Raw genomic sequence first — 17,999 nt, 5'->3', positions numbered from 1 at the left:
TATGTTTAAAACACTCCGTAATGCATTCAAGATCAAGGATGTAAGAACGAAACTTATCTATACATTCATGATGCTGGTGGTTACCAGAATTGGCTCTCAGCTGCCGATTCCAGGAGTTGAAACAAGTTTTTTCAAAGATTTTTTTGCTCAGCAGAACAATGATGCGTTCGGTTTCTTTAACGCAGTGACAGGAAGTTCCTTTACAAACATGTCCGTGTTTGCACTGAGCATTACCCCCTACATCACATCTTCCATTATCATGCAGCTTCTCACAATTGCAATTCCAAAGTTAGAGGAAATGCAGCAAGACGGTGAAGATGGAAGAAAGAAGATTGCAGAATACACCCGCTATGTTACAGTTGCTTTGGCCTTAATCGAGTCGATCGCTATGGCGATCGGATTCGGAGGCCAGGGTCTGTTAAAAGAATACAATATATTAAGCGTTATTATTGTAGTGGTTACTATGACGGCAGGAAGTGCACTCCTCATGTGGATCGGTGAGCGGATTACGGAAAAAGGTGTGGGAAATGGTATTTCCATAGTCCTTTTATTTAACATTATATCCAGCTTTCCATCCGATGCGTTTACGCTTTATACCAAATTTATGTCTGGTAAATCCGTTGCAGTGGCAGCAGTAGCTGCTATCATAATCATTGCAATAACTGCCGCAATTGTTGTATTTGTTATCATCCTTCAGGATGGTGAAAGAAGAATACCTGTGCAGTACTCCAAAAAGATGCAGGGACGCAAGATGGTAGGCGGACAAGCAAGCAATATTCCGCTGAAGGTTAATACCGCCGGTGTTATCCCGGTTATTTTCGCTTCTTCTATCATGTCTTTCCCCGTGGTGATCTCCCAGTTTCTTGGAAACAGGATTAACTACGACAGCATCGGAGGACATATTTTATCTGCACTCAGTTCTTCCAACTGGTTCAAGCCGGAGAGACCGCTTTATTCCATTGGTCTTTTGGTTTATATTGCACTTATCATTGTGTTTGCATATTTTTATACTTCAATTACATTTAATCCCCTTGAAGTAGCAAACAATATGAAAAAGTCCGGCGGCTTTATCCCGGGTATCCGCCCAGGTAAGCCAACCAGTGATTACCTTAATTCAATATTAAACTATATCGTATTTATAGGAGCATGCGGTCTGAGTATCGTCTGTATCATTCCGATTATGGTTTCCGGCTTATTCAGTGTAAGCCGACTTTCCTTCGGCGGTACATCTCTGATAATCATTGTCAGTGTTGTGCTGGAGACATTAAAGGCGATTGAATCCCAGATGCTTGTGCGTTACTATAAAGGATTTTTGAACGATTAGAAAGCAAACCAAGGGAGGCACGCCGTGGCGTGTTTTTCCTTGGAATTTGTGCTATTTAAACCTTATATTAATGGAGGGACTGTTGATGAAAATCATCATGTTAGGTGCCCCTGGTGCCGGCAAAGGTACTCAGGCTAAAAAAATTGCTGAGAAATATCAGATTCCTCACGTTTCTACCGGAGATATTTTCCGTTCTAACATAAAAGAAGGAACGGAGCTGGGAAAAAAAGCGAAGGAATATATGGATCAGGGCGCTCTTGTACCAGATCAACTGACCATCGGTATGCTGATGGACCGTATACAGAAAGAAGACTGCAAAGACGGATATGTACTGGACGGGTTTCCAAGAACCATTCCCCAGGCAGAAAGCCTTCAGAAAGCGATTACTGAAATGGGCCAGCAGATAGACTTTGCGATAAACATTGATATTCCTGATGAGAATATAATCAACAGAATGTCAGGAAGACGTGCCTGTATATCCTGCGGAGCTACATATCACATCGTTTATAATCCAAGTAAGGTGCCTGGAATATGTGATGTTTGTGGTTCAGAACTTGTCTTAAGAGATGATGATAAACCGGAAACCGTTAAAAAGCGACTGTCGGTTTACCATGCTCAGACCAGACCATTGATTGATTATTATAAAGAAGCCGGCGTGCTGGTGAATGTTGACGGAACACAAGCATTAAATAAAGTGTTCTCCGATATCACTGACATCCTAGGAGCATAGTTTATGTCAGTTACGATTAAATCTGCTAGAGAAATAGAACTTATGAGAGAGGCCGGAAGAATTCTATGCATCACTCATGAAGAACTGAAGAAGGCCTTAAAGCCGGGAATGACAACCTGGGATATTGACCATCTGGGTGAAGAGATCATAAGAAGCTATGGCTGTACGCCTTCATTCCTAAATTATAACGGTTATCCTGCCTCCATTTGCGTATCAGTCAATGATGAGGTAGTTCATGGAATACCAAATAAGAAGCGCGTACTGAGAGAAGGAGATATTGTAAGCCTGGATGCGGGAGTGATTTATAAAGGCTATCATTCCGACGCAGCAAGAACTTACGGGATCGGAGAGATCACTCCTGAAGCGGGACAACTTATGGAAGTGACGAAACAATGTTTCTTTGAAGGGATTAAATATGCAAAATCTGGCAATCATTTAGGTGAAATATCTGCGGCAATCCAGAAATATGCAGAAAAATTCGGATATGGCGTTGTACGGGATCTGGTTGGTCACGGAATCGGTACCCACCTTCACGAAGATCCGGAAATACCCAATTTTTCCACAAGAAAACGGGGAATCAAATTGAGACCAGGCATGACACTTGCAATTGAGCCTATGATTAATGAAGGAACACTGGAAGTGGTCTGGCTTGATGATGACTGGACCGTAGTAACAGAGGACGGAAAGCTTTCCGCTCATTATGAGAATACGATTCTTATCACAGAAGGTGAACCGGAGATATTAAGTCTGGTTTCCGAAGTCTGCGGGGAATAGGCCGATGAATGAGTACACCGGTTTATTCGTAAAATCCACGGCAGGCCACGACAAAGGAGAATATTTCTTCATATTGCGTGAGGAAGGCGAATATATATATCTGGTGGACGGAAAAATAAGACGTCTAGACTGCCCCAAGAAAAAAAAGAAAAAGCATGTAATCCCCCTGTTGTGGGAGAAACAATCTCCAGGAGATAAGATCAGGGAAAATAAAAGAGTCACCGATGAAGAGATCAAACATTTCATCCAATGTTTCAAAAGAGAAGATCAGGTTGTTAGGAGGTAAGATTTATGTCAAAAGCAGATGTTATTGAAATTGAAGGTACCGTTGTGGAGAAACTTCCCAATGCCATGTTCCAGGTACAACTGGAAAACGGGCATCAGGTGTTAGCTCATATCAGCGGAAAACTTCGCATGAACTACATTCGTATTTTACCAGGTGATAAGGTAACCATCGAGATGTCCCCTTATGATTTAAGCAAGGGAAGAATCATCTGGCGAGATAAATAAAGCGTCCAGGGTCCGGCGCGTTCCAGATTTGGAACGCGACACGCCAGGGCAGAGGGTTAAGAAATATATAGGAAAAAGCGCTTGCATTTTAAAAGAAACAGTGTTATAATGCTATAGCGACTTTGTTGAAATACTGGGTGTATTATGCCCATATGGGCAGCACTGGTTTTAAGATAAAAACACACTGCGGGTATACTCAGAAAGCTCTTTGCAAGAGGAGACTCCATCGTCACCAGGCTCGTAAGAGACCTCACTAAGTGTCGGGGAGCACTTTCGCACGTAAGCGTCTATAAGACAGAGGCTGAGTGCTCAATGCGAAGGGCGCATAACGGAAAGGAGAATTGCTGTGAAGGTTAGATCATCAGTCAAGCCGATTTGCGAAAAATGCAAAATCATCAAAAGAAAAGGCAGTATCAGAGTAATCTGTGAAAATCCTAAGCATAAGCAGAGACAAGGTTAAAATAATTAATGGAGGTGTACTACACACATGGCTCGTATTTCAGGTGTTGATTTACCAAGAGAAAAACGTGTTGAGATCGGTTTAACTTACATCTACGGTATCGGTAGAACCAGTTCAAACCGCATTCTTACAACTGCTGGCGTTAATCCTGACACTCGTGTTAAGGACTTAACCGATGACGAAGTAAAGAGAATTGCAGAAGTAATTACAGCGTCTCAGACTGTAGAAGGTGATTTACGTAGAGAAATCGCAATGAACATCAAGAGACTTCAGGAAATCGGTTGCTATCGCGGAATCCGTCATAGAAAAAGTCTTCCGGTTCGTGGTCAGAAAACTAAGACCAATGCAAGAACTCGTAAGGGTCCTAGAAAAACTGTAGCAAATAAGAAGAAATAGGCAGGCATTGAACACTTAGTGAGGTATCTCACGAACTTAGTGTGAAAGCCGTTCTTTGACCGCAAGGGAAAAGAACATCATTAAAACCAACAATACAGAATCACGTTACATGTTTTAAAAACAGGAATAACAAGATTCAGATTTCGTTCCCTGCGTTACGCGGCTGCGGGCAGGGCGGAGCAACTATAAAGAAAGTAGGTTAGTTTAAAATGGCTAAAAAAATGTCCACTACTAAAAAAGTGACAAAAAAGCGCGTAAAGAAAAACGTTGAACGCGGACAAGCACATATCCAGTCATCTTTTAATAACACAATTGTGACATTAACGGATACACAGGGTAATGCATTATCCTGGGCAAGTGCTGGTGGTCTGGGATTTAGAGGTTCAAGGAAATCTACTCCATATGCAGCTCAGATGGCGGCAGAAACTGCTACTAAAGCAGCTCTTGTACATGGTTTAAAATCAGTAGACGTTATGGTTAAAGGTCCTGGTTCAGGCCGTGAAGCAGCTATTCGTGCACTTCAGGCATGCGGTTTAGAAGTAACCAGCATCAAGGACGTAACTCCTGTACCACATAACGGTTGTCGTCCACCAAAACGTAGAAGAGTCTAATTAGGAGGTAATTACAGTGGCAGTTGACAGAGTTCCTGTTCTTAAAAGATGTAGATCCCTTGGTCTTGATCCGATCTATTTAGGAATAGATAAAAAATCAAACAGAGAATTAAAAAGAGCAAACAGAAAGATGAGTGAATACGGCATTCAGCTGAGAGAAAAGCAGAAAGCTAAATTCATCTACGGCGTGCTTGAGAAACCTTTCCGTAACTATTATGCCAAGGCTGAGAGAATGAATGGTATGGTTGGTGAAAACCTTATGATTCTTCTTGAGAGAAGACTTGACAACGTAGTATTCCGTATGGGATTCGGAAGAACAAGAAGAGAGACCAGACAGATGGTTGACCATAAGAGCATTCTTGTGAATGGCAAATGCGTAAACATCCCTTCCTATTTAATTAAGGCTGGCGATGTAGTCGAAGTAAAAGAAAAATGCAAAACCAATGCAAGATTTAAAAGTGTTCAGGAATCTACAGCAGGTCGTATGGTTCCGGCATGGCTTGATGTTGACCATGAGAATTTACGTGGTACTGTTAAAGAGTTACCAACAAGAGATGAGATTGATGTTCCAGTGAATGAAATGCTTATCGTCGAGTTGTACTCCAAATAATTGAAAGTCTGTTGATAGAAGCTGGCTTTCGCCCGGGGGCGCTTTGCTTCCGGGCAAGGTTTGAGTATAAGACCCTCGATACAAAATACCCAAAAGGAGGGGCTATTAGTGTTCGATTTTGAAAAACCAAACATTGAGATTGCTGAAATCTCAGAAGATAAAAAATATGGCAAGTTTGTAGTTGAACCGCTTGAAAGAGGTTATGGCACGACTTTAGGTAATTCCTTAAGAAGAATCATGCTTTCTTCCTTACCGGGCGCTGCAGTCAGCCAGGTAAAAATCGACGGCGTTTTGCATGAATTCAGTTCGATTCCTGGAGTTAAGGAAGATGTGACTGAGATCATTATGAACATCAAGAGCTTATCTATTAAAAACAACAGCGATACCAATGAAGCCAAGGTTGCATACATTGAGTTTGAAGGCGAAGGTGTGGTAACTGCAGCGGATATCCAGGCAGATCCCGATATCGAGATCATGAACCCGGAGCAGGTTATCGCTACACTTAGCGGCGGTACTGACAGTAAGTTCTATATGGAGCTTACAATCACAAAAGGTCGTGGCTATGTGAGTGCAGACAAGAATAAGAGTGAAGATTTACCGATAGGTGTGATTGCTGTTGATTCTATTTATACACCAGTAGAACGTGTCAACATGACGGTACAAAACACCCGAGTAGGTCAGGTTACCGACTATGATAAGCTGGCATTAGATGTATTTACAAATGGAACTCTGGCACCGGATGAAGCAGTCAGCCTGGCTGCAAAGGTACTGAGTGAGCATTTGAACTTATTCATTGATCTATCTGAGAACGCCAAGACAGCAGAAGTTATGGTAGAAAAGGAAGACAATGAGAAGGAAAAAGTTCTGGAGATGAATATTGATGAACTGGAGCTTTCTGTCCGTTCCTATAATTGTCTCAAGAGAGCTGGAATCAATACGGTAGAAGAACTGTGCAACAGAACTTCAGAAGATATGATGAAGGTTCGTAACTTAGGCCGCAAATCCTTAGAAGAGGTACTGGCAAAGTTAAAGGAACTGGGATTACAGCTTAACCCAAGCGATGATACCAATGCATAATTGGACCGCTTAAGCAGTTGATTTATGGAGATTAAGCACTGATACAGTAAGACCGATGAAGCATGTATCAGTGTTCCACAAATGGAGGAATATTGAGATGGCAGGATATAGAAAACTGGGAAAAACTTCCAGTCAGAGAAAAGCGTTAATCAGAAACCAGGTAACTGCATTATTATATAATGGCAAAATCGTGACAACAGAAGCAAGAGCAAAGGAAATCCGCAAAGTTGCAGAAGGCCTGATTGCTATGGCAGTAAAAGAGAAGGATAACTTCGAAACTGTTAAGGTTACTGCGAAAGTTGCACGTAAAGATAAAGACGGTAAGAGAGTGAAAGAAACTGTAAACGGCAAGAAAGTAACTGTTTATGATGAAGTAGAAAAAGAGATCAAAAAAGATCTTCCTTCCAGACTTCATGCAAGAAGACAGATGTTAAAGGTCCTTTACGACGTAACAGAAGTTCCGTCTGAAGCAGCTGGTAGAAAGAAAAACACAAAGTCTGTTGATCTTCCGAAGAAGCTGTTTGATGAAGTTGCACCAAAGTATGTTTCCCGCAATGGTGGTTACACACGTATCGTTAAGATCGGCCAGCGTAAGGGTGATGCAGCGATGGAAGTAGTTCTGGAGCTTGTATAAATGACATTCAGATTCCCGATATGGAAGAAATTCCTTATCGGGAATTTTTTGTTATAAATAAAGAACGTGCTGCAAAACTATTCGTAGAAACAGTTCTGCAACACGCTAAGGCCCTTTTAAAAAAGGTATATTACTTGTGATAACCAATTGCACTTTTTGGACAGGCTGAAACACATTTTCCGCAATAAATGCAATCTCGTTCCCCTAGGGCAGAGGTTGCCATACCAGTAGCGTCCTTTAAAAAGTGATACAGTAATTGGGGCAATCATAAGGGATTAAAGAATTATTATCAGTGACTACATCACAATCTCAGAAATGAATGACCACCCACCCCTTAAGAAACTAAAGAATAAAGAAAGAATATCGTAAGTTGACGGACAATTACTTTCAGGGCTATAATGTTAAATGTAGAATATTATGGTTCTAATGTTATAATGCGCTAAAATAAAAACGGGAGGTATTAAGTATGAAGCGTTTAAAGAGACTGGTGACTATTGTCTCTGCATTGGGGGTATTGACAGCCAGTATACCAATTGATACAATGGCAGCTTCCGTGAAAACTATATCGTCTGTAACGATTAATGTAGGTCTGGAAGATATCACAATGGGAGATACACTTCCTTCTGAAGCTTCTTTTTCTACAACATCGGGAAGTGAAAATTATGTTTACTCCAATAACAACAGATATGAAGTGACAGACTTAAACTGGATTACATCTGACAACAAGGAAATGAAGATTGGTTATGAACCGAAGATGAAGGTAACGCTGCATGCTACGGATTCTGATGAATATGCATTTAAAGGAGGCTATCAGTCCAGTAATGTTTCAGTTAAGGGCGGTACCTATGTTTCCTCAAACCGTTCCGGTACCGATACGTTGTATGTAACGTTAAAGTTCAAGCCAATTAAGGGAACCTATGAATCTCCGGAAGATGCTGATTGGAGGGATTCTGGTTTTGGCAATGCAAGATGGAGTGAACCGGATAGCGGCTCAGGAGCCTATGATGTATATTTATACCGCGGAAGCTCCATTATTAAGAAGGTAGAGAAACTGAAAGCAACTTCTTATAATTTTTATCCGTATATGACGAAAGCAGGTACCTACAGCTTTAAGGTACGTACAGTACCTTACAGCGATACTGAGGATAAATACGGAAAGAACAGTGACTGGACTGAATCCGGTGAGGTATATGTACCTAAAGAGAAAGTATCCGATGGAAGAGGTCAGGACAGTATTGTATCCAGTGGCGAAGTTGGCTGGATTAAGAATGGAAATACATGGTATTACCGCTACCCGGATGGAACTTATTTAAAGAATAACTGGTCTAAAATTAATGACATCTGGTATCTCTTTGACAGTAATGGCATGATGCTGACAGGCTGGCAGAAAAAGGGTGACCAAACCTATTATTTTAACAGTGATGGGGCGATGCTTAGAGGCTGGTTTAAATCTGATAATAAATGGTATTATTTAAACCCTTCCACAACAAACGGAATTGAAGGCGCACTGATAACTGGCTGGATTTCCTACAATAATAAGTGGTATTACGCTGATTCCCAGGGTGTTATGCAGGAAGGCTGGAAGCAGATTGACGGCAACTGGTTCTATTTTTATCCTGGAGAGGGATCTAAGGCAGTAAACACCACCATCAGCGGCTTTGCAGTAGATGGAGAAGGGATCTGGCGAAAGTAGGGGAGAAAGGAAGTAGAGATCGATGATTAGGAGAAAAGGGAAATGTACATGGTTACTGCTCTTATGCATGATCATGGTCCTTGGTACCGGAATAACAGCATCAGCTTCAGGTAGTTTAAAGGTTTATGTGGAGAATGGCAGTAAAAGTTCATGGACGGATGGAATTAATGTACCGACTGTAAAGGTGAACTATTCGGAGGAGAGTCCTAGCTGGAGTAAGGATGAGGAAGACTGGGAGCCTGGTAAAAAGGTGAAGGGCACCATTCAGATATCTGGTACTTACCAGAGAGGGGATTGCACTATAAAAGGTGCGAATCTGATTTCAGTGAAGAATGAAGACGGAGAGACTGTCATTACCTTCTCCTATATCCCTGTTGCAAAACTGGAATCTCCGGAACGGGCTGGCTGGAGTGATAATGCAAAGACCAGGGCGTCCTGGAAAAAAGTGCCATTTGCTTCCAGATATCAGGTAGTTCTTTATCAGGAAAACGGAATCTGGATAAAAAGCCTGACAACCTCTTCCACATCGGTTGATCTTCTACCTTATATGAACAGCGGTTATAAATATTACTACACCGTAAAAGCCATATTAAAGGATTCCTCGGAGGAGGATTATTTAAGAGAGGGTGATACTATCACCTCTGATGACTCCGTGGTTCAGGAACTGGGAGAGACTCTGGGTGTATGGTCCAACTACCCGAATGGTAAGAAGTACCGGGCAGAAGACGGTAACTACGTGACTGACTGCTGGAAGATGATCAGCGGCAACTGGTATTATTTTAAACAAGATGGTTATGCTGCGATCGGATGGCAGAAGATTGATGATAAATGGTACTATATGGATTCAGACGCTGTGATGAAGACCGGGTGGCAGCAGCTGAACGGAGTGTGGTATTTCCTTAATACCGACGGAGATATGGCAATCGGCTGGATTCAGCCGTCTCCGGGTAAATGGTATTATCTCAATGGAGATGGAAGCCTGGCTATGAATACAACGGTTGATGGAACTTATAAGGTTAATGAATCGGGCTTATGGATACAATAAAACAGATAGATGGTATAGATGGAAACATCTGTGCCATCTATCTGTTTTTTATAAGGTAAAATGGTGTTACGACTTAATATCGGTATTTTTCACCCTGTGTTTTGGAAAAGATACTTCCCGAAGCTTGACTGTTATGCAATATTCAACTAAAATTATGTGGCATACGGATGTTTCACTTTTAAAGAAAGGCATACTATGGGAATAATAAAAACGTCTCAACTGATTTTTGATTATATCAGAAAAGATGAAGAAGAAAATATTGAAGAAATTAAACGTGCCATTGATGGTGTGAGCCTGGATTTGGAAAAGGGCCAGTTCATAGCGATCCTTGGCCATAACGGATCTGGTAAATCAACCTTTGCCAAACAGCTAAATGCCATATTGCTGCCTACGGAGGGCACGGTATGGATTCAGGATTTAGATACCTCCAGAGATGAGAATCTTTGGGAAGTCCGTAAAAGGACAGGAATGGTTTTTCAGAACCCGGATAATCAGATTATTGGAAATATAGTGGAAGAAGATGTGGGATTTGGTCCTGAGAATCTGGGAGTGCCCACAGAAGAGATCTGGAAACGTGTTGATGAGAGCTTAAAAAGCGTGGGAATGGCAGCATACCGGTTAAAATCACCAAACAGGCTGTCCGGAGGGCAGAAGCAGCGGGTAGCAATAGCCGGTGTAATGGCCATGAGACCCCAGTGTATCGTATTGGATGAACCTACGGCCATGTTAGATCCCAATGGACGTAAAGAGGTTGTTAGAACGGTTCATGAATTGAACCGGAAAGAGGGAATCACTGTACTTCTTATTACCCATTACATGGAAGAGGTTACGGGAGCTGACAGGGTGATTGTTATGGATGAAGGCAAGGTGGTTATGGATGGTACTCCTCGTGAGATATTCTCCCAGGTGGAGACATTAAAATCCTACCGGTTGGATGTACCACAGGTAACGGAGCTTGCATTTGAGTTAAAACAACGGGGACTTGATCTGCCGGATGGGATATTGACTCTTGATGAGCTGATGGAGACTCTTTTACCCCGGTTTGCAGAACGTTTTCCTGGAGAAGTGATTCTGGAGAGCGGAGGAAGCCATGTCAATTAAAGCAGAGCATATTAATTATACCTATGGAAAAGGGACAGCCTTTGAGCAGCATGCCATAAAGGATGTGAACCTGGAGATACGAGATGGAGAATTCGTGGGACTGATTGGTCACACCGGTTCCGGAAAGTCAACCCTGATCCAGCATTTAAACGGACTTCTCCGCGCTACAGATGGAAAACTATATTATAATGGAAGAAATATTTACGAGGAAGGTTATAATCTTCGGGCTCTGAGAAGCCATGTGGGACTGGTATTTCAGTATCCGGAGCACCAGCTTTTTGAAATTGATGTATTTACCGATGTCTGCTTTGGACCTAAAAATCAGGGTCTGAATAAGGAAGAAGCAGCTAATCGGGCGAGAGAAGCGCTCACCATGGTGGGGCTTGATGAGAGTTATTATAAGCGTTCACCATTTGAACTTTCGGGAGGTCAGAAAAGGCGTGTAGCAATCGCTGGTGTTCTGGCTATGAATCCGGATGTTCTGATTCTTGATGAGCCCACAGCAGGGCTGGATCCCAAAGGTAGAGATGAGATCCTGGATCAGATTAAACGGCTTCATGAGGAACGGAAGATGACAATTATTCTGGTTTCTCACAGCATGGAAGATGTGGCCCGGTATGTGGACCGGATTCTGGTGATGAACCAGGGGGAGAAAGTGTTTGATGATACACCAAAGGAAGTATTTCAGCATTATAAGGAACTGGAGGCGATGGGGCTGGCTGCTCCTGAGATCACTTATGTGGTTCAGACGCTGAAATCCCATGGAGTCCCCATTGATACCAGTATTACAACAATAGAAGAGGCCAGAGACGAGATTTTGAAGCTTCTGGGAAAATAGACAGGGAGATATATATGCTGAAAGATATTACATTAGGGCAGTATTATCCGGTGGAATCCATTCTTCATAGGCTGGATCCGCGGACTAAGCTGTTTGGGACCATGATATTTATCATATCCCTATTTATTGCAAATGATATCTGGGCTTATGTGGCAGCTACTGTGTTTCTTGCAGCAGCCATTCAGCTCAGCAAGGTTCCTCTTAAGTTTATGGTCAGAGGCTTAAAAGCCATCGTATTTCTGCTGCTGATCAGTGTCAGTTTCAATCTGTTTCTGACACCCGGTACGGCAGTTCTGACTTTGGGATTTTTAAAAATCACAAAAGAAGGAATTATGGTGGCTGGATTTATGGGAATCCGTCTGATCTATCTGGTAGTAGGGTCTTCCATCATGACTCTTACCACCACGCCCAACCAGCTGACCGATGGTCTGGAAAAAAGCCTGGGCTTTTTAAACCGTTTTCGTGTTCCGGTTCATGAGGTGTCAATGATGATGTCCATTGCGCTGCGGTTCATTCCCATTCTGGTGGAAGAAACCGATAAGATCATGAAGGCGCAGATGGCAAGAGGCGCGGATTTTGAGACCGGAAATCTGATTCAGAAGGCGAAAAATATGATTCCCCTGCTGGTTCCGCTGTTCATCTCTGCATTCCGCCGTGCTACGGACCTTGCCATGGCAATGGAGGCCAGATGTTACCGGGGGGGAGAAGGCCGGACAAAAATGAAGCCTCTCCAATATGGAAAGCGGGACAGGATCACATATCTGGTGTATTTTCTTTACCTTGCAGTCATCATAGGTCTCCGTATCCTGAGCGTACAGAGCTTTTAGAACAAAGGAGGACTTATGAAACGGGTTAAGATGATCGTTGCCTACGATGGCACCAATTACTGCGGCTGGCAGATACAGAACAATGGAATTACCATTGAGGAGGTGTTAAACCGCACACTTACAGACTTATTAAAAGAGCCTGTCACTGTTACGGGAGCCAGCCGGACGGATTCTGGTGTGCATTCAGAGGGAAATGTGGCAGTTTTTGATACAGAGAACCGAATGCCCGCAGACAAGATCTGCTTTGCCTTGAATCAGAGGCTGCCGGATGATATCCGGGTGCTTCACTCGGAAGAGGTTCCGTCAGGCTATCACCCAAGAAAGCAAAACTGTGTTAAAACATATGAATATAAAATTATGAACCGGAAGATCGAAGTTCCTACTATGAGGCTGTACAGCTATTTCTGTTACTTTCCTCTTGATGTGGAGAAGATGAAAGCAGGAGCGTCTTATCTGGTCGGAGAACATGATTTTAAAAGCTTCTGTACCGCCAGAGGGCAGGCAGAAGAAACGGTCCGGACTATTTACAGCATGGAAGTATTTAAGTCCGGTGATCTCATAACAATCCGGATAAAAGGCAATGGATTCTTATATAATATGGTAAGAATTATTGCAGGAACATTGATGAAGGTTGGGATGGGCGTTTATCCCCCGGAGCATGTTGAAGAGATTTTAGATGCCAGGGACCGGAATGCGGCAGGACCGAAAACAGCAGCGAAAGGTCTGACTCTGGTGAACCTTGAGTATGAAAAAGAACCTGAGAAAGAGATTCATGGAGAAAACAAGGAGTGGAGCTATACTCTTTACCAGGATCGGATTGTTTCTCATGGGGAGGCAGATCTGGTAATACACAGATGCAGGGAGGAGGATTTTGAACGCCTTTTGATCCGCGTGGTTCATCAGGCAGTAAGAAACGGAGCTCATACTGTATTGGTTAAGGATGAAGAACGTAAAGGCCGGATTATTTCGGGCAGAGCATATGGATTTTACACCTTTTATCCGTACGAAACAGGAAATGGATGGATGTTGACTGGGAGTCAGCGTGTAAAGCCTTGATTTTAAAGGAAAAAACCCCTTCTTTTGCAGGAAAAAAGGTTGACACACAGGGGGAAATGTAATATAATGTATAACTGTGACGTTAGACGAAAATGTTCAAGCCAAGCCCCGGAATGAGCATTTTGTAATATAAAAACACCATAATTTACAGGAGGTTGTCCAATGAAGACTTTTATGGCTAGTCCAGCAACAATTGAAAGAAAATGGTACGTAGTTGACGCTACAGGATATACATTAGGACGCTTGGCTTCAGAAGTAGCTAAAGTATTAAGAGGAAAGAACAAACCGATTTACACACCACATATGGATTGCGGTGATTATGTAATCGTAGTAAACGCAGATAAGATTGAAGTTACCGGTAAGAAGTTAGATCAGAAGATTTATTACCACCATTCTGATTACGTTGGCGGTATGAAAGAAACAACTTTAAGAGAAATGATGGCTAAAAAGCCTGAAAGAGTTATTGAATTAGCAGTTAAGGGAATGCTTCCAAAAGGACCTTTAGGAAGAAGCATGATAACAAAACTTCACGTATACGCTGGCGCAGAACATGATAACGCTGCTCAGAAACCAGAAGTTTTAGAATTCAAATTTTAATCAGAGGTGCTGAAAGGAGGAAGTTATCATGGCTAATGCAAAATTTTACGGAACAGGTAGAAGAAAAAAATCTATCGCTAGAGTATATTTAGTACCAGGTACAGGTAAGATCACCATCAATAAGAGAGACATCGACCAGTACTTCGGTCTTGAGACATTAAAGGTTGTTGTTCGTCAGCCATTGACAGCAACAGAGACAGTTGATAAATTCGACGTTTTAGTAAACGTTCACGGCGGTGGTTTCACCGGACAGGCAGGTGCTGTAAGACACGGTATTGCAAGAGCTTTACTTAAAGCAGACATCGAATTCCGTCCAGTTCTTAAAAAAGCAGGATACTTAACAAGAGATCCAAGAATGAAAGAAAGAAAGAAATACGGCTTAAAGGCAGCTCGTCGTGCGCCGCAGTTCTCAAAGAGATAATAATTGCAAAATTCGAATCCTCAGGACAGAGATGTTCTGGGGATTTTTTGCTGTTATGGGTAGCTTGGTTTTGAGTATCCTTAATTGGGGGCATAGGCAGTGACCCATCTGATGTTATGCCCCCCGATATTACAGTAGGGATTATAAAAGTGAAGAAAAGGGGTATATATAGGAAAAAGATTTTAAATATGCCCCGCGAGCTCATATTTGCGGGGCATATTTAAAGAGCCGTCTGCTGATATGCCCCACATGGAGATATAGAAGTTCGAAAAATTGGAGAAATGGGGCACAGGGATGAAAAAGAAGTTATCTATGCCCCATTTTACGTAAAATAATAATGAATGATTGATTCGATCTGATAAATATTCAGAGGTGCATTACGAGTTTCATAGGTTGTAATTAAATTTATAGAGGGAATTATATTATTTGAACAATAGATCTGGAGTTTGGAAAATGCGTTTTTAGCATAGGCAGGATTGTCCATCATACCGAAATGTTCCCAATAGTAGATTTGATTTGTGATTGGATGAAGAATAGTAAAATCTGGAAAGAACGGGAGATCACCTATTTGTAACAGGCATTCATAACGGTATGGTATCTTGTTTTGAAATAGAGCTGTATCAATCATGGCTTCTGATTTGGAGCGAACGAGGTTTGTTGAGAGGGATTTATGAATCAGATGCTCAGGATGATTTATATTTTTACTATATATAGTGTGAACCCATTCATCATGAGTTTGTGATTTTGGTTTAAAATATGATTCTAGTAGAGGAAAGTAGCGGGGATTGGCTAGAAGCTGCTCAGATTTGTTAGAAGATTTAGCGAAATGTTGTAGATATAGAGTACACGCTTTTTTTTCTAGTAAAAGTTCCTCCGACTTATAAGATAGATACTTCTTTTTCGCAAGTTCTTCAGCTAAAGATTTATGAGATTTGGGTAAGTACTTTTGCTTATTTTGGTTGGAAATATACCATTTGTATCTGGATTGATTTTGTGTAACAGTAAGTTTACCGGGAGGTAAGTCACTCAATTGATCCTGTATAGCCTCGATTTTTTGATGGATTATTTCTAACTCTTCATGTATAATTTGGTATATCGTATTGGTTGCCTCCTTTTGTGATAACGTGATTTTTGGAATATCTATAGTGTATCGTATAAATTGAAAGGTGGCAACATTAAATATTAATATTGTAACATTATTAAAATGGATTAATACATGTTTGCCTAACTTGGAATGCATTATTAACTGCTGGTGATTCCTTAATACAGAGCGATCCCATTATTGACGAAATAATCGCTGCTTTTCTTGCCCGTTACGGTAGTAGCACTGGGGCTTATTAAGAATACTCACAGCTGTGTGATTACAGGAAATGATATAATAAAATAATTTTACAATTTTGGAGAACATTATATGGAACCATATTACTATAGTCAGATGAATAAGCAGCAGCAACGAATTTATCAGGTCATTAAGAGCGGTCTGGAGTCACAATTGCAGAGCTTTGATGTACAAAGAATTGATGGTGCTGAACTGAGTGAGATCTTTTTTAAGTTAAGATTGGATTGCCCGGAGATATTTTATGCATCAACATTTCAATATACTTTTTATGATAATTCCACAATGGTGAAGATGAAGCCGGTTTACTTATTTGATAAGAATAAAATCAGAGAGCATCAGGTGGCAATGACCGCCAGGGTGGAGAAGCTTGCCAGAGTGGTAAAAGATAAAAGTGATTGGGAAAAAGAACAATATATTCATGATTTTATCTGTGAAAATGTGACATATGACAAGTTAAAGAAACAATATTCACATGAAATTCTTGGTCCATTGGGGCAGGGAGTAGGCGTTTGTGAAGGAATTGCAAAATCAGTGAAGGTTCTTTGTGACAAGCTTTCTGTTCCCTGTATTGTTGTCATTTCAGAAAACAATCCTGAAAAGAATATTAAATACAGGCATGCCTGGAATGTAGTTCGAATCAATGGGGTGTGGTATCATCTGGATGCCACGTTTGATAATACGTTAGGAAAAAAGGAATTGAGATATGATTACTTCAATTTGGATGATAAGGCTATCTTTAAGGATCATGAGCCTGTGATATACAAGGTTCCGTCTTGCAGAGATGGTGATCATTTCTTCTATAAGGATAAAAAACTTTCATTTACCAAAATGGAAGATATAGCAAAGCGATGCCAACAGGCAATCAAAAAAGGAAGAATCTTAACCTTTCACTGGAGAGGAGGATATCTCACTAAAGTTATTATGGAAGAATTATTGCAGATTATTGCAGGGCAAGCCAGGGGAAAAGGCAGACACAGTCAGATTTCTATTAACTGGCCCCAGGCAGTTATTCGTGTGAAATTCATTGAGGAACAGATGGAAGATACAGTAAAAATGGAGGATGCATACGAAGAGGAGAATGATGCAACACCGTAGAAGATTATAATTATATTGGTAATTCATTTTCTGTTTCGTATCATGCGAGTCCTCTTTTTGTCGCTTTTCTTATAGTATATGACGTTATCGTGAAAGCAACAACTATTATTTACGTATATAATTAAGGTGGTTCAAGATATTTAAAAAGAGAGAGGAACATAGCATGATCGAAGCAGTTATTTTTGATTTAGACGGATTGTTAATTGATAGTGAAGTGATTTCATATCAATTATACCAGGAAGTACTAAACAAATATGGATATTCCTTTACCATAGAGAATTATGCGCAGAACTACAGTGGGAAAACAGAGCTGGGGAATATGGAAGCTCTCGTAAATCTTTATCAGCTTCCTATTACTGTGCAGGAAGGACTGGATTACACCTTATCACGTGAAAAAGAGTATTTTATAAAAGGAGTTCCATTAAAACCAGGTGCCAGAGAACTGTTGGACTATTTAAAGAAGAATGGATATAAAATAGCTTTGGCATCATCCAGTACAAAAGACAGAGCATTGTCTGCTTTGGTGCAACATGGAATTGATTGTTATTTTGATGAAATGGTCTTTGGTACAGAAGTTGAAAAGGGAAAACCTAATCCGGAAATTTTTCTGAAGGCATGTGAAAAATTAGAAGTCAATCCTGAAAATTGTCTTGTATTAGAAGATAGTGAAGCCGGAATACAAGCTTCATACTCTGCCCGGATTCCTGTGATCTGCATACCAGACATGAAAAAACCAACCATAAAATATCATAAAATGGCAGAAATGATACTGTCATCATTATTGGATGTGATACTTTATATGGAAAAGAGTATCATTTAATCTGCAAATAAGACTTGAAAATATCCAATGTTGGATATATA

At 41.1% G+C, this 17,999-nt stretch carries 23 protein-coding genes and 1 pseudogene; 21 read left to right on the top strand and 3 right to left on the bottom strand.

The genetic code is table 11. The features are described from left to right. Position 1: 1 nt before the first annotated feature. From secY to RZO55_RS13025, 11 genes are all read left to right on the top strand, one after another. Positions 2-1,324, top strand: coding sequence for a preprotein translocase subunit SecY (secY, locus tag RZO55_RS13075; RefSeq protein ID WP_318064726.1), 1,323 nt, complete (start codon positions 2-4; stop codon positions 1,322-1,324). A gap of 85 nt (positions 1,325-1,409) precedes the next feature. Further along, positions 1,410-2,054, top strand: a complete 645-nt coding sequence (locus tag RZO55_RS13070; protein ID WP_318064725.1) for an adenylate kinase — start codon at positions 1,410-1,412, stop codon at positions 2,052-2,054. Between the two features lie 3 nt (positions 2,055-2,057). Then, positions 2,058-2,828, top strand: coding sequence for a type I methionyl aminopeptidase (gene map, locus RZO55_RS13065; protein WP_318064724.1), 771 nt, complete (start codon positions 2,058-2,060; stop codon positions 2,826-2,828). Positions 2,829-2,832: 4 nt separating this feature from the next. Next, the gene (locus RZO55_RS13060; RefSeq protein ID WP_318064723.1) at positions 2,833-3,114 is read left to right on the top strand and encodes a KOW domain-containing RNA-binding protein; all 282 of its coding nucleotides are present in this window, start codon (positions 2,833-2,835) and stop codon (positions 3,112-3,114) included. 5 nt (positions 3,115-3,119) lie between these two features. Next, positions 3,120-3,338: a translation initiation factor IF-1 gene (gene infA / locus RZO55_RS13055; protein ID WP_318064722.1), complete on the top strand. Its 219-nt coding sequence runs from the start codon at positions 3,120-3,122 to the stop codon at positions 3,336-3,338. A 346-nt stretch (positions 3,339-3,684) separates the two neighbouring features. Beyond that, positions 3,685-3,798 (top strand): 50S ribosomal protein L36, encoded by a 114-nt coding sequence (gene rpmJ, locus RZO55_RS13050; protein WP_003497809.1) that lies wholly within the window; start codon positions 3,685-3,687, stop codon positions 3,796-3,798. Positions 3,799-3,825: 27 nt separating this feature from the next. Then, complete coding sequence (rpsM, locus tag RZO55_RS13045; RefSeq protein ID WP_097002523.1) at positions 3,826-4,194, top strand: 30S ribosomal protein S13; 369 nt, start codon at positions 3,826-3,828, stop codon at positions 4,192-4,194. Between the two features lie 209 nt (positions 4,195-4,403). Beyond that, on the top strand, positions 4,404-4,805 hold the full coding sequence (gene rpsK, locus RZO55_RS13040) for a 30S ribosomal protein S11 (protein ID WP_024348298.1): 402 nt from the start codon (positions 4,404-4,406) through the stop codon (positions 4,803-4,805). 16 nt (positions 4,806-4,821) lie between these two features. Further along, on the top strand, positions 4,822-5,415 hold the full coding sequence (gene rpsD / locus RZO55_RS13035) for a 30S ribosomal protein S4 (protein WP_318064721.1): 594 nt from the start codon (positions 4,822-4,824) through the stop codon (positions 5,413-5,415). A 108-nt stretch (positions 5,416-5,523) separates the two neighbouring features. Then, a complete protein-coding gene (locus RZO55_RS13030; protein ID WP_318064720.1) occupies positions 5,524-6,492 on the top strand; it encodes a DNA-directed RNA polymerase subunit alpha in 969 nt (322 codons plus the stop codon). 97 nt (positions 6,493-6,589) lie between these two features. Next, positions 6,590-7,126, top strand: a complete 537-nt coding sequence (locus tag RZO55_RS13025; RefSeq protein WP_318064719.1) for a bL17 family ribosomal protein — start codon at positions 6,590-6,592, stop codon at positions 7,124-7,126. Between the two features lie 130 nt (positions 7,127-7,256). Here the strand turns inward: RZO55_RS13025 and RZO55_RS25910 are convergent, their stop codons facing one another. Both RZO55_RS25910 and RZO55_RS25905 read right to left on the bottom strand, forming a co-directional pair. After that, positions 7,257-7,349 (bottom strand): 4Fe-4S binding protein, encoded by a 93-nt coding sequence (locus tag RZO55_RS25910; RefSeq protein ID WP_369293209.1) that lies wholly within the window; start codon positions 7,347-7,349, stop codon positions 7,257-7,259. Next, positions 7,315-7,395 (bottom strand): annotated as a pseudogene (locus tag RZO55_RS25905) (4Fe-4S binding protein); the annotation flags it as partial. The pseudogene RZO55_RS25905 and the gene RZO55_RS25910, both read right to left, overlap by 35 nt. 197 nt (positions 7,396-7,592) lie before the next feature. Here RZO55_RS25905 and RZO55_RS13020 point away from each other — a divergent pair. The 8 genes from RZO55_RS13020 (at position 7,593) to rpsI (ending at position 14,704) form a co-directional block, all read left to right on the top strand. Beyond that, the gene (locus RZO55_RS13020) at positions 7,593-8,819 is read left to right on the top strand and encodes an N-acetylmuramoyl-L-alanine amidase family protein (protein ID WP_318064718.1); all 1,227 of its coding nucleotides are present in this window, start codon (positions 7,593-7,595) and stop codon (positions 8,817-8,819) included. Positions 8,820-8,841: 22 nt separating this feature from the next. Continuing rightward, positions 8,842-9,864, top strand: coding sequence for an N-acetylmuramoyl-L-alanine amidase family protein (locus tag RZO55_RS13015; RefSeq protein WP_318064717.1), 1,023 nt, complete (start codon positions 8,842-8,844; stop codon positions 9,862-9,864). 195 nt (positions 9,865-10,059) lie between these two features. Then, the gene (locus RZO55_RS13010) at positions 10,060-10,965 is read left to right on the top strand and encodes an energy-coupling factor transporter ATPase (RefSeq protein ID WP_318064716.1); all 906 of its coding nucleotides are present in this window, start codon (positions 10,060-10,062) and stop codon (positions 10,963-10,965) included. Then, positions 10,955-11,803 carry an energy-coupling factor transporter ATPase gene (locus RZO55_RS13005; protein WP_318064715.1) on the top strand — a complete coding sequence of 283 codons (849 nt, stop codon included), beginning with the start codon at positions 10,955-10,957 and terminating at the stop codon, positions 11,801-11,803. The genes RZO55_RS13010 and RZO55_RS13005 overlap by 11 nt, the downstream gene beginning before the upstream one ends. A 14-nt stretch (positions 11,804-11,817) precedes the next feature. Continuing rightward, positions 11,818-12,630 carry an energy-coupling factor transporter transmembrane component T family protein gene (locus RZO55_RS13000; RefSeq protein ID WP_318064714.1) on the top strand — a complete coding sequence of 271 codons (813 nt, stop codon included), beginning with the start codon at positions 11,818-11,820 and terminating at the stop codon, positions 12,628-12,630. Positions 12,631-12,645: 15 nt separating this feature from the next. Continuing rightward, entirely contained in the window at positions 12,646-13,686 is a 1,041-nt protein-coding gene (gene truA, locus RZO55_RS12995) for a tRNA pseudouridine(38-40) synthase TruA (protein ID WP_318064713.1), read from the top strand. A 162-nt stretch (positions 13,687-13,848) separates the two neighbouring features. Next, a complete protein-coding gene (rplM, locus tag RZO55_RS12990) occupies positions 13,849-14,283 on the top strand; it encodes a 50S ribosomal protein L13 (protein ID WP_097002512.1) in 435 nt (144 codons plus the stop codon). A 28-nt stretch (positions 14,284-14,311) separates the two neighbouring features. After that, positions 14,312-14,704 carry a 30S ribosomal protein S9 gene (gene rpsI, locus RZO55_RS12985; RefSeq protein ID WP_104439428.1) on the top strand — a complete coding sequence of 131 codons (393 nt, stop codon included), beginning with the start codon at positions 14,312-14,314 and terminating at the stop codon, positions 14,702-14,704. 322 nt (positions 14,705-15,026) lie between these two features. Here rpsI and RZO55_RS12980 read toward each other — a convergent pair whose 3' ends face one another. Further along, complete coding sequence (locus RZO55_RS12980; RefSeq protein WP_318064712.1) at positions 15,027-15,944, bottom strand: ATPase; 918 nt, start codon at positions 15,942-15,944, stop codon at positions 15,027-15,029. Positions 15,945-16,115: 171 nt separating this feature from the next. Between RZO55_RS12980 and RZO55_RS12975 the strand changes: the two genes are divergently transcribed. Both RZO55_RS12975 and RZO55_RS12970 read left to right on the top strand, forming a co-directional pair. Beyond that, the gene (locus RZO55_RS12975; RefSeq protein ID WP_318064711.1) at positions 16,116-17,138 is read left to right on the top strand and encodes a transglutaminase domain-containing protein; all 1,023 of its coding nucleotides are present in this window, start codon (positions 16,116-16,118) and stop codon (positions 17,136-17,138) included. A gap of 163 nt (positions 17,139-17,301) precedes the next feature. Continuing rightward, positions 17,302-17,958 (top strand): HAD family hydrolase, encoded by a 657-nt coding sequence (locus tag RZO55_RS12970; protein WP_318064710.1) that lies wholly within the window; start codon positions 17,302-17,304, stop codon positions 17,956-17,958. Positions 17,959-17,999 lie beyond the last annotated feature (41 nt).

The sequence above is a fragment of the Clostridium boliviensis genome (genome assembly GCF_033342255.1).
GTDB classification, from domain to species: domain Bacteria; phylum Bacillota; class Clostridia; order Lachnospirales; family Lachnospiraceae; genus Lacrimispora; species Lacrimispora boliviensis.
This window is presented reverse-complemented; position numbering and strand designations above follow the sequence as displayed.

Bases quoted from the DNA above. Each gene is read 5' to 3' on its own strand.
- infA (WP_318064722.1), top strand. From the start codon at position 3,120: ATGTCAAAAGCAGATGTTATTGAAATTGAAGGTACCGTTGTGGAGAAA.
- RZO55_RS12980 (WP_318064712.1), bottom strand. From the start codon at position 15,944: ATGCATTCCAAGTTAGGCAAACATGTATTAATCCATTTTAATAATGTT.
- rpsI (WP_104439428.1), top strand. From the start codon at position 14,312: ATGGCTAATGCAAAATTTTACGGAACAGGTAGAAGAAAAAAATCTATC.
- rpsK (WP_024348298.1), top strand. From the start codon at position 4,404: ATGGCTAAAAAAATGTCCACTACTAAAAAAGTGACAAAAAAGCGCGTA.
- secY (WP_318064726.1), top strand. From the start codon at position 2: ATGTTTAAAACACTCCGTAATGCATTCAAGATCAAGGATGTAAGAACG.
- truA (WP_318064713.1), top strand. From the start codon at position 12,646: ATGAAACGGGTTAAGATGATCGTTGCCTACGATGGCACCAATTACTGC.
- RZO55_RS13005 (WP_318064715.1), top strand. From the start codon at position 10,955: ATGTCAATTAAAGCAGAGCATATTAATTATACCTATGGAAAAGGGACA.
- RZO55_RS13020 (WP_318064718.1), top strand. From the start codon at position 7,593: ATGAAGCGTTTAAAGAGACTGGTGACTATTGTCTCTGCATTGGGGGTA.
- RZO55_RS12970 (WP_318064710.1), top strand. From the start codon at position 17,302: ATGATCGAAGCAGTTATTTTTGATTTAGACGGATTGTTAATTGATAGT.
- RZO55_RS13025 (WP_318064719.1), top strand. From the start codon at position 6,590: ATGGCAGGATATAGAAAACTGGGAAAAACTTCCAGTCAGAGAAAAGCG.
- RZO55_RS13015 (WP_318064717.1), top strand. From the start codon at position 8,842: ATGATTAGGAGAAAAGGGAAATGTACATGGTTACTGCTCTTATGCATG.
- RZO55_RS13070 (WP_318064725.1), top strand. From the start codon at position 1,410: ATGAAAATCATCATGTTAGGTGCCCCTGGTGCCGGCAAAGGTACTCAG.
- RZO55_RS12975 (WP_318064711.1), top strand. From the start codon at position 16,116: ATGGAACCATATTACTATAGTCAGATGAATAAGCAGCAGCAACGAATT.
- RZO55_RS13060 (WP_318064723.1), top strand. From the start codon at position 2,833: ATGAATGAGTACACCGGTTTATTCGTAAAATCCACGGCAGGCCACGAC.
- RZO55_RS13010 (WP_318064716.1), top strand. From the start codon at position 10,060: ATGGGAATAATAAAAACGTCTCAACTGATTTTTGATTATATCAGAAAA.
- RZO55_RS13000 (WP_318064714.1), top strand. From the start codon at position 11,818: ATGCTGAAAGATATTACATTAGGGCAGTATTATCCGGTGGAATCCATT.
- rplM (WP_097002512.1), top strand. From the start codon at position 13,849: ATGAAGACTTTTATGGCTAGTCCAGCAACAATTGAAAGAAAATGGTAC.
- rpsM (WP_097002523.1), top strand. From the start codon at position 3,826: ATGGCTCGTATTTCAGGTGTTGATTTACCAAGAGAAAAACGTGTTGAG.
- map (WP_318064724.1), top strand. From the start codon at position 2,058: ATGTCAGTTACGATTAAATCTGCTAGAGAAATAGAACTTATGAGAGAG.
- RZO55_RS25910 (WP_369293209.1), bottom strand. From the start codon at position 7,349: ATGGCAACCTCTGCCCTAGGGGAACGAGATTGCATTTATTGCGGAAAA.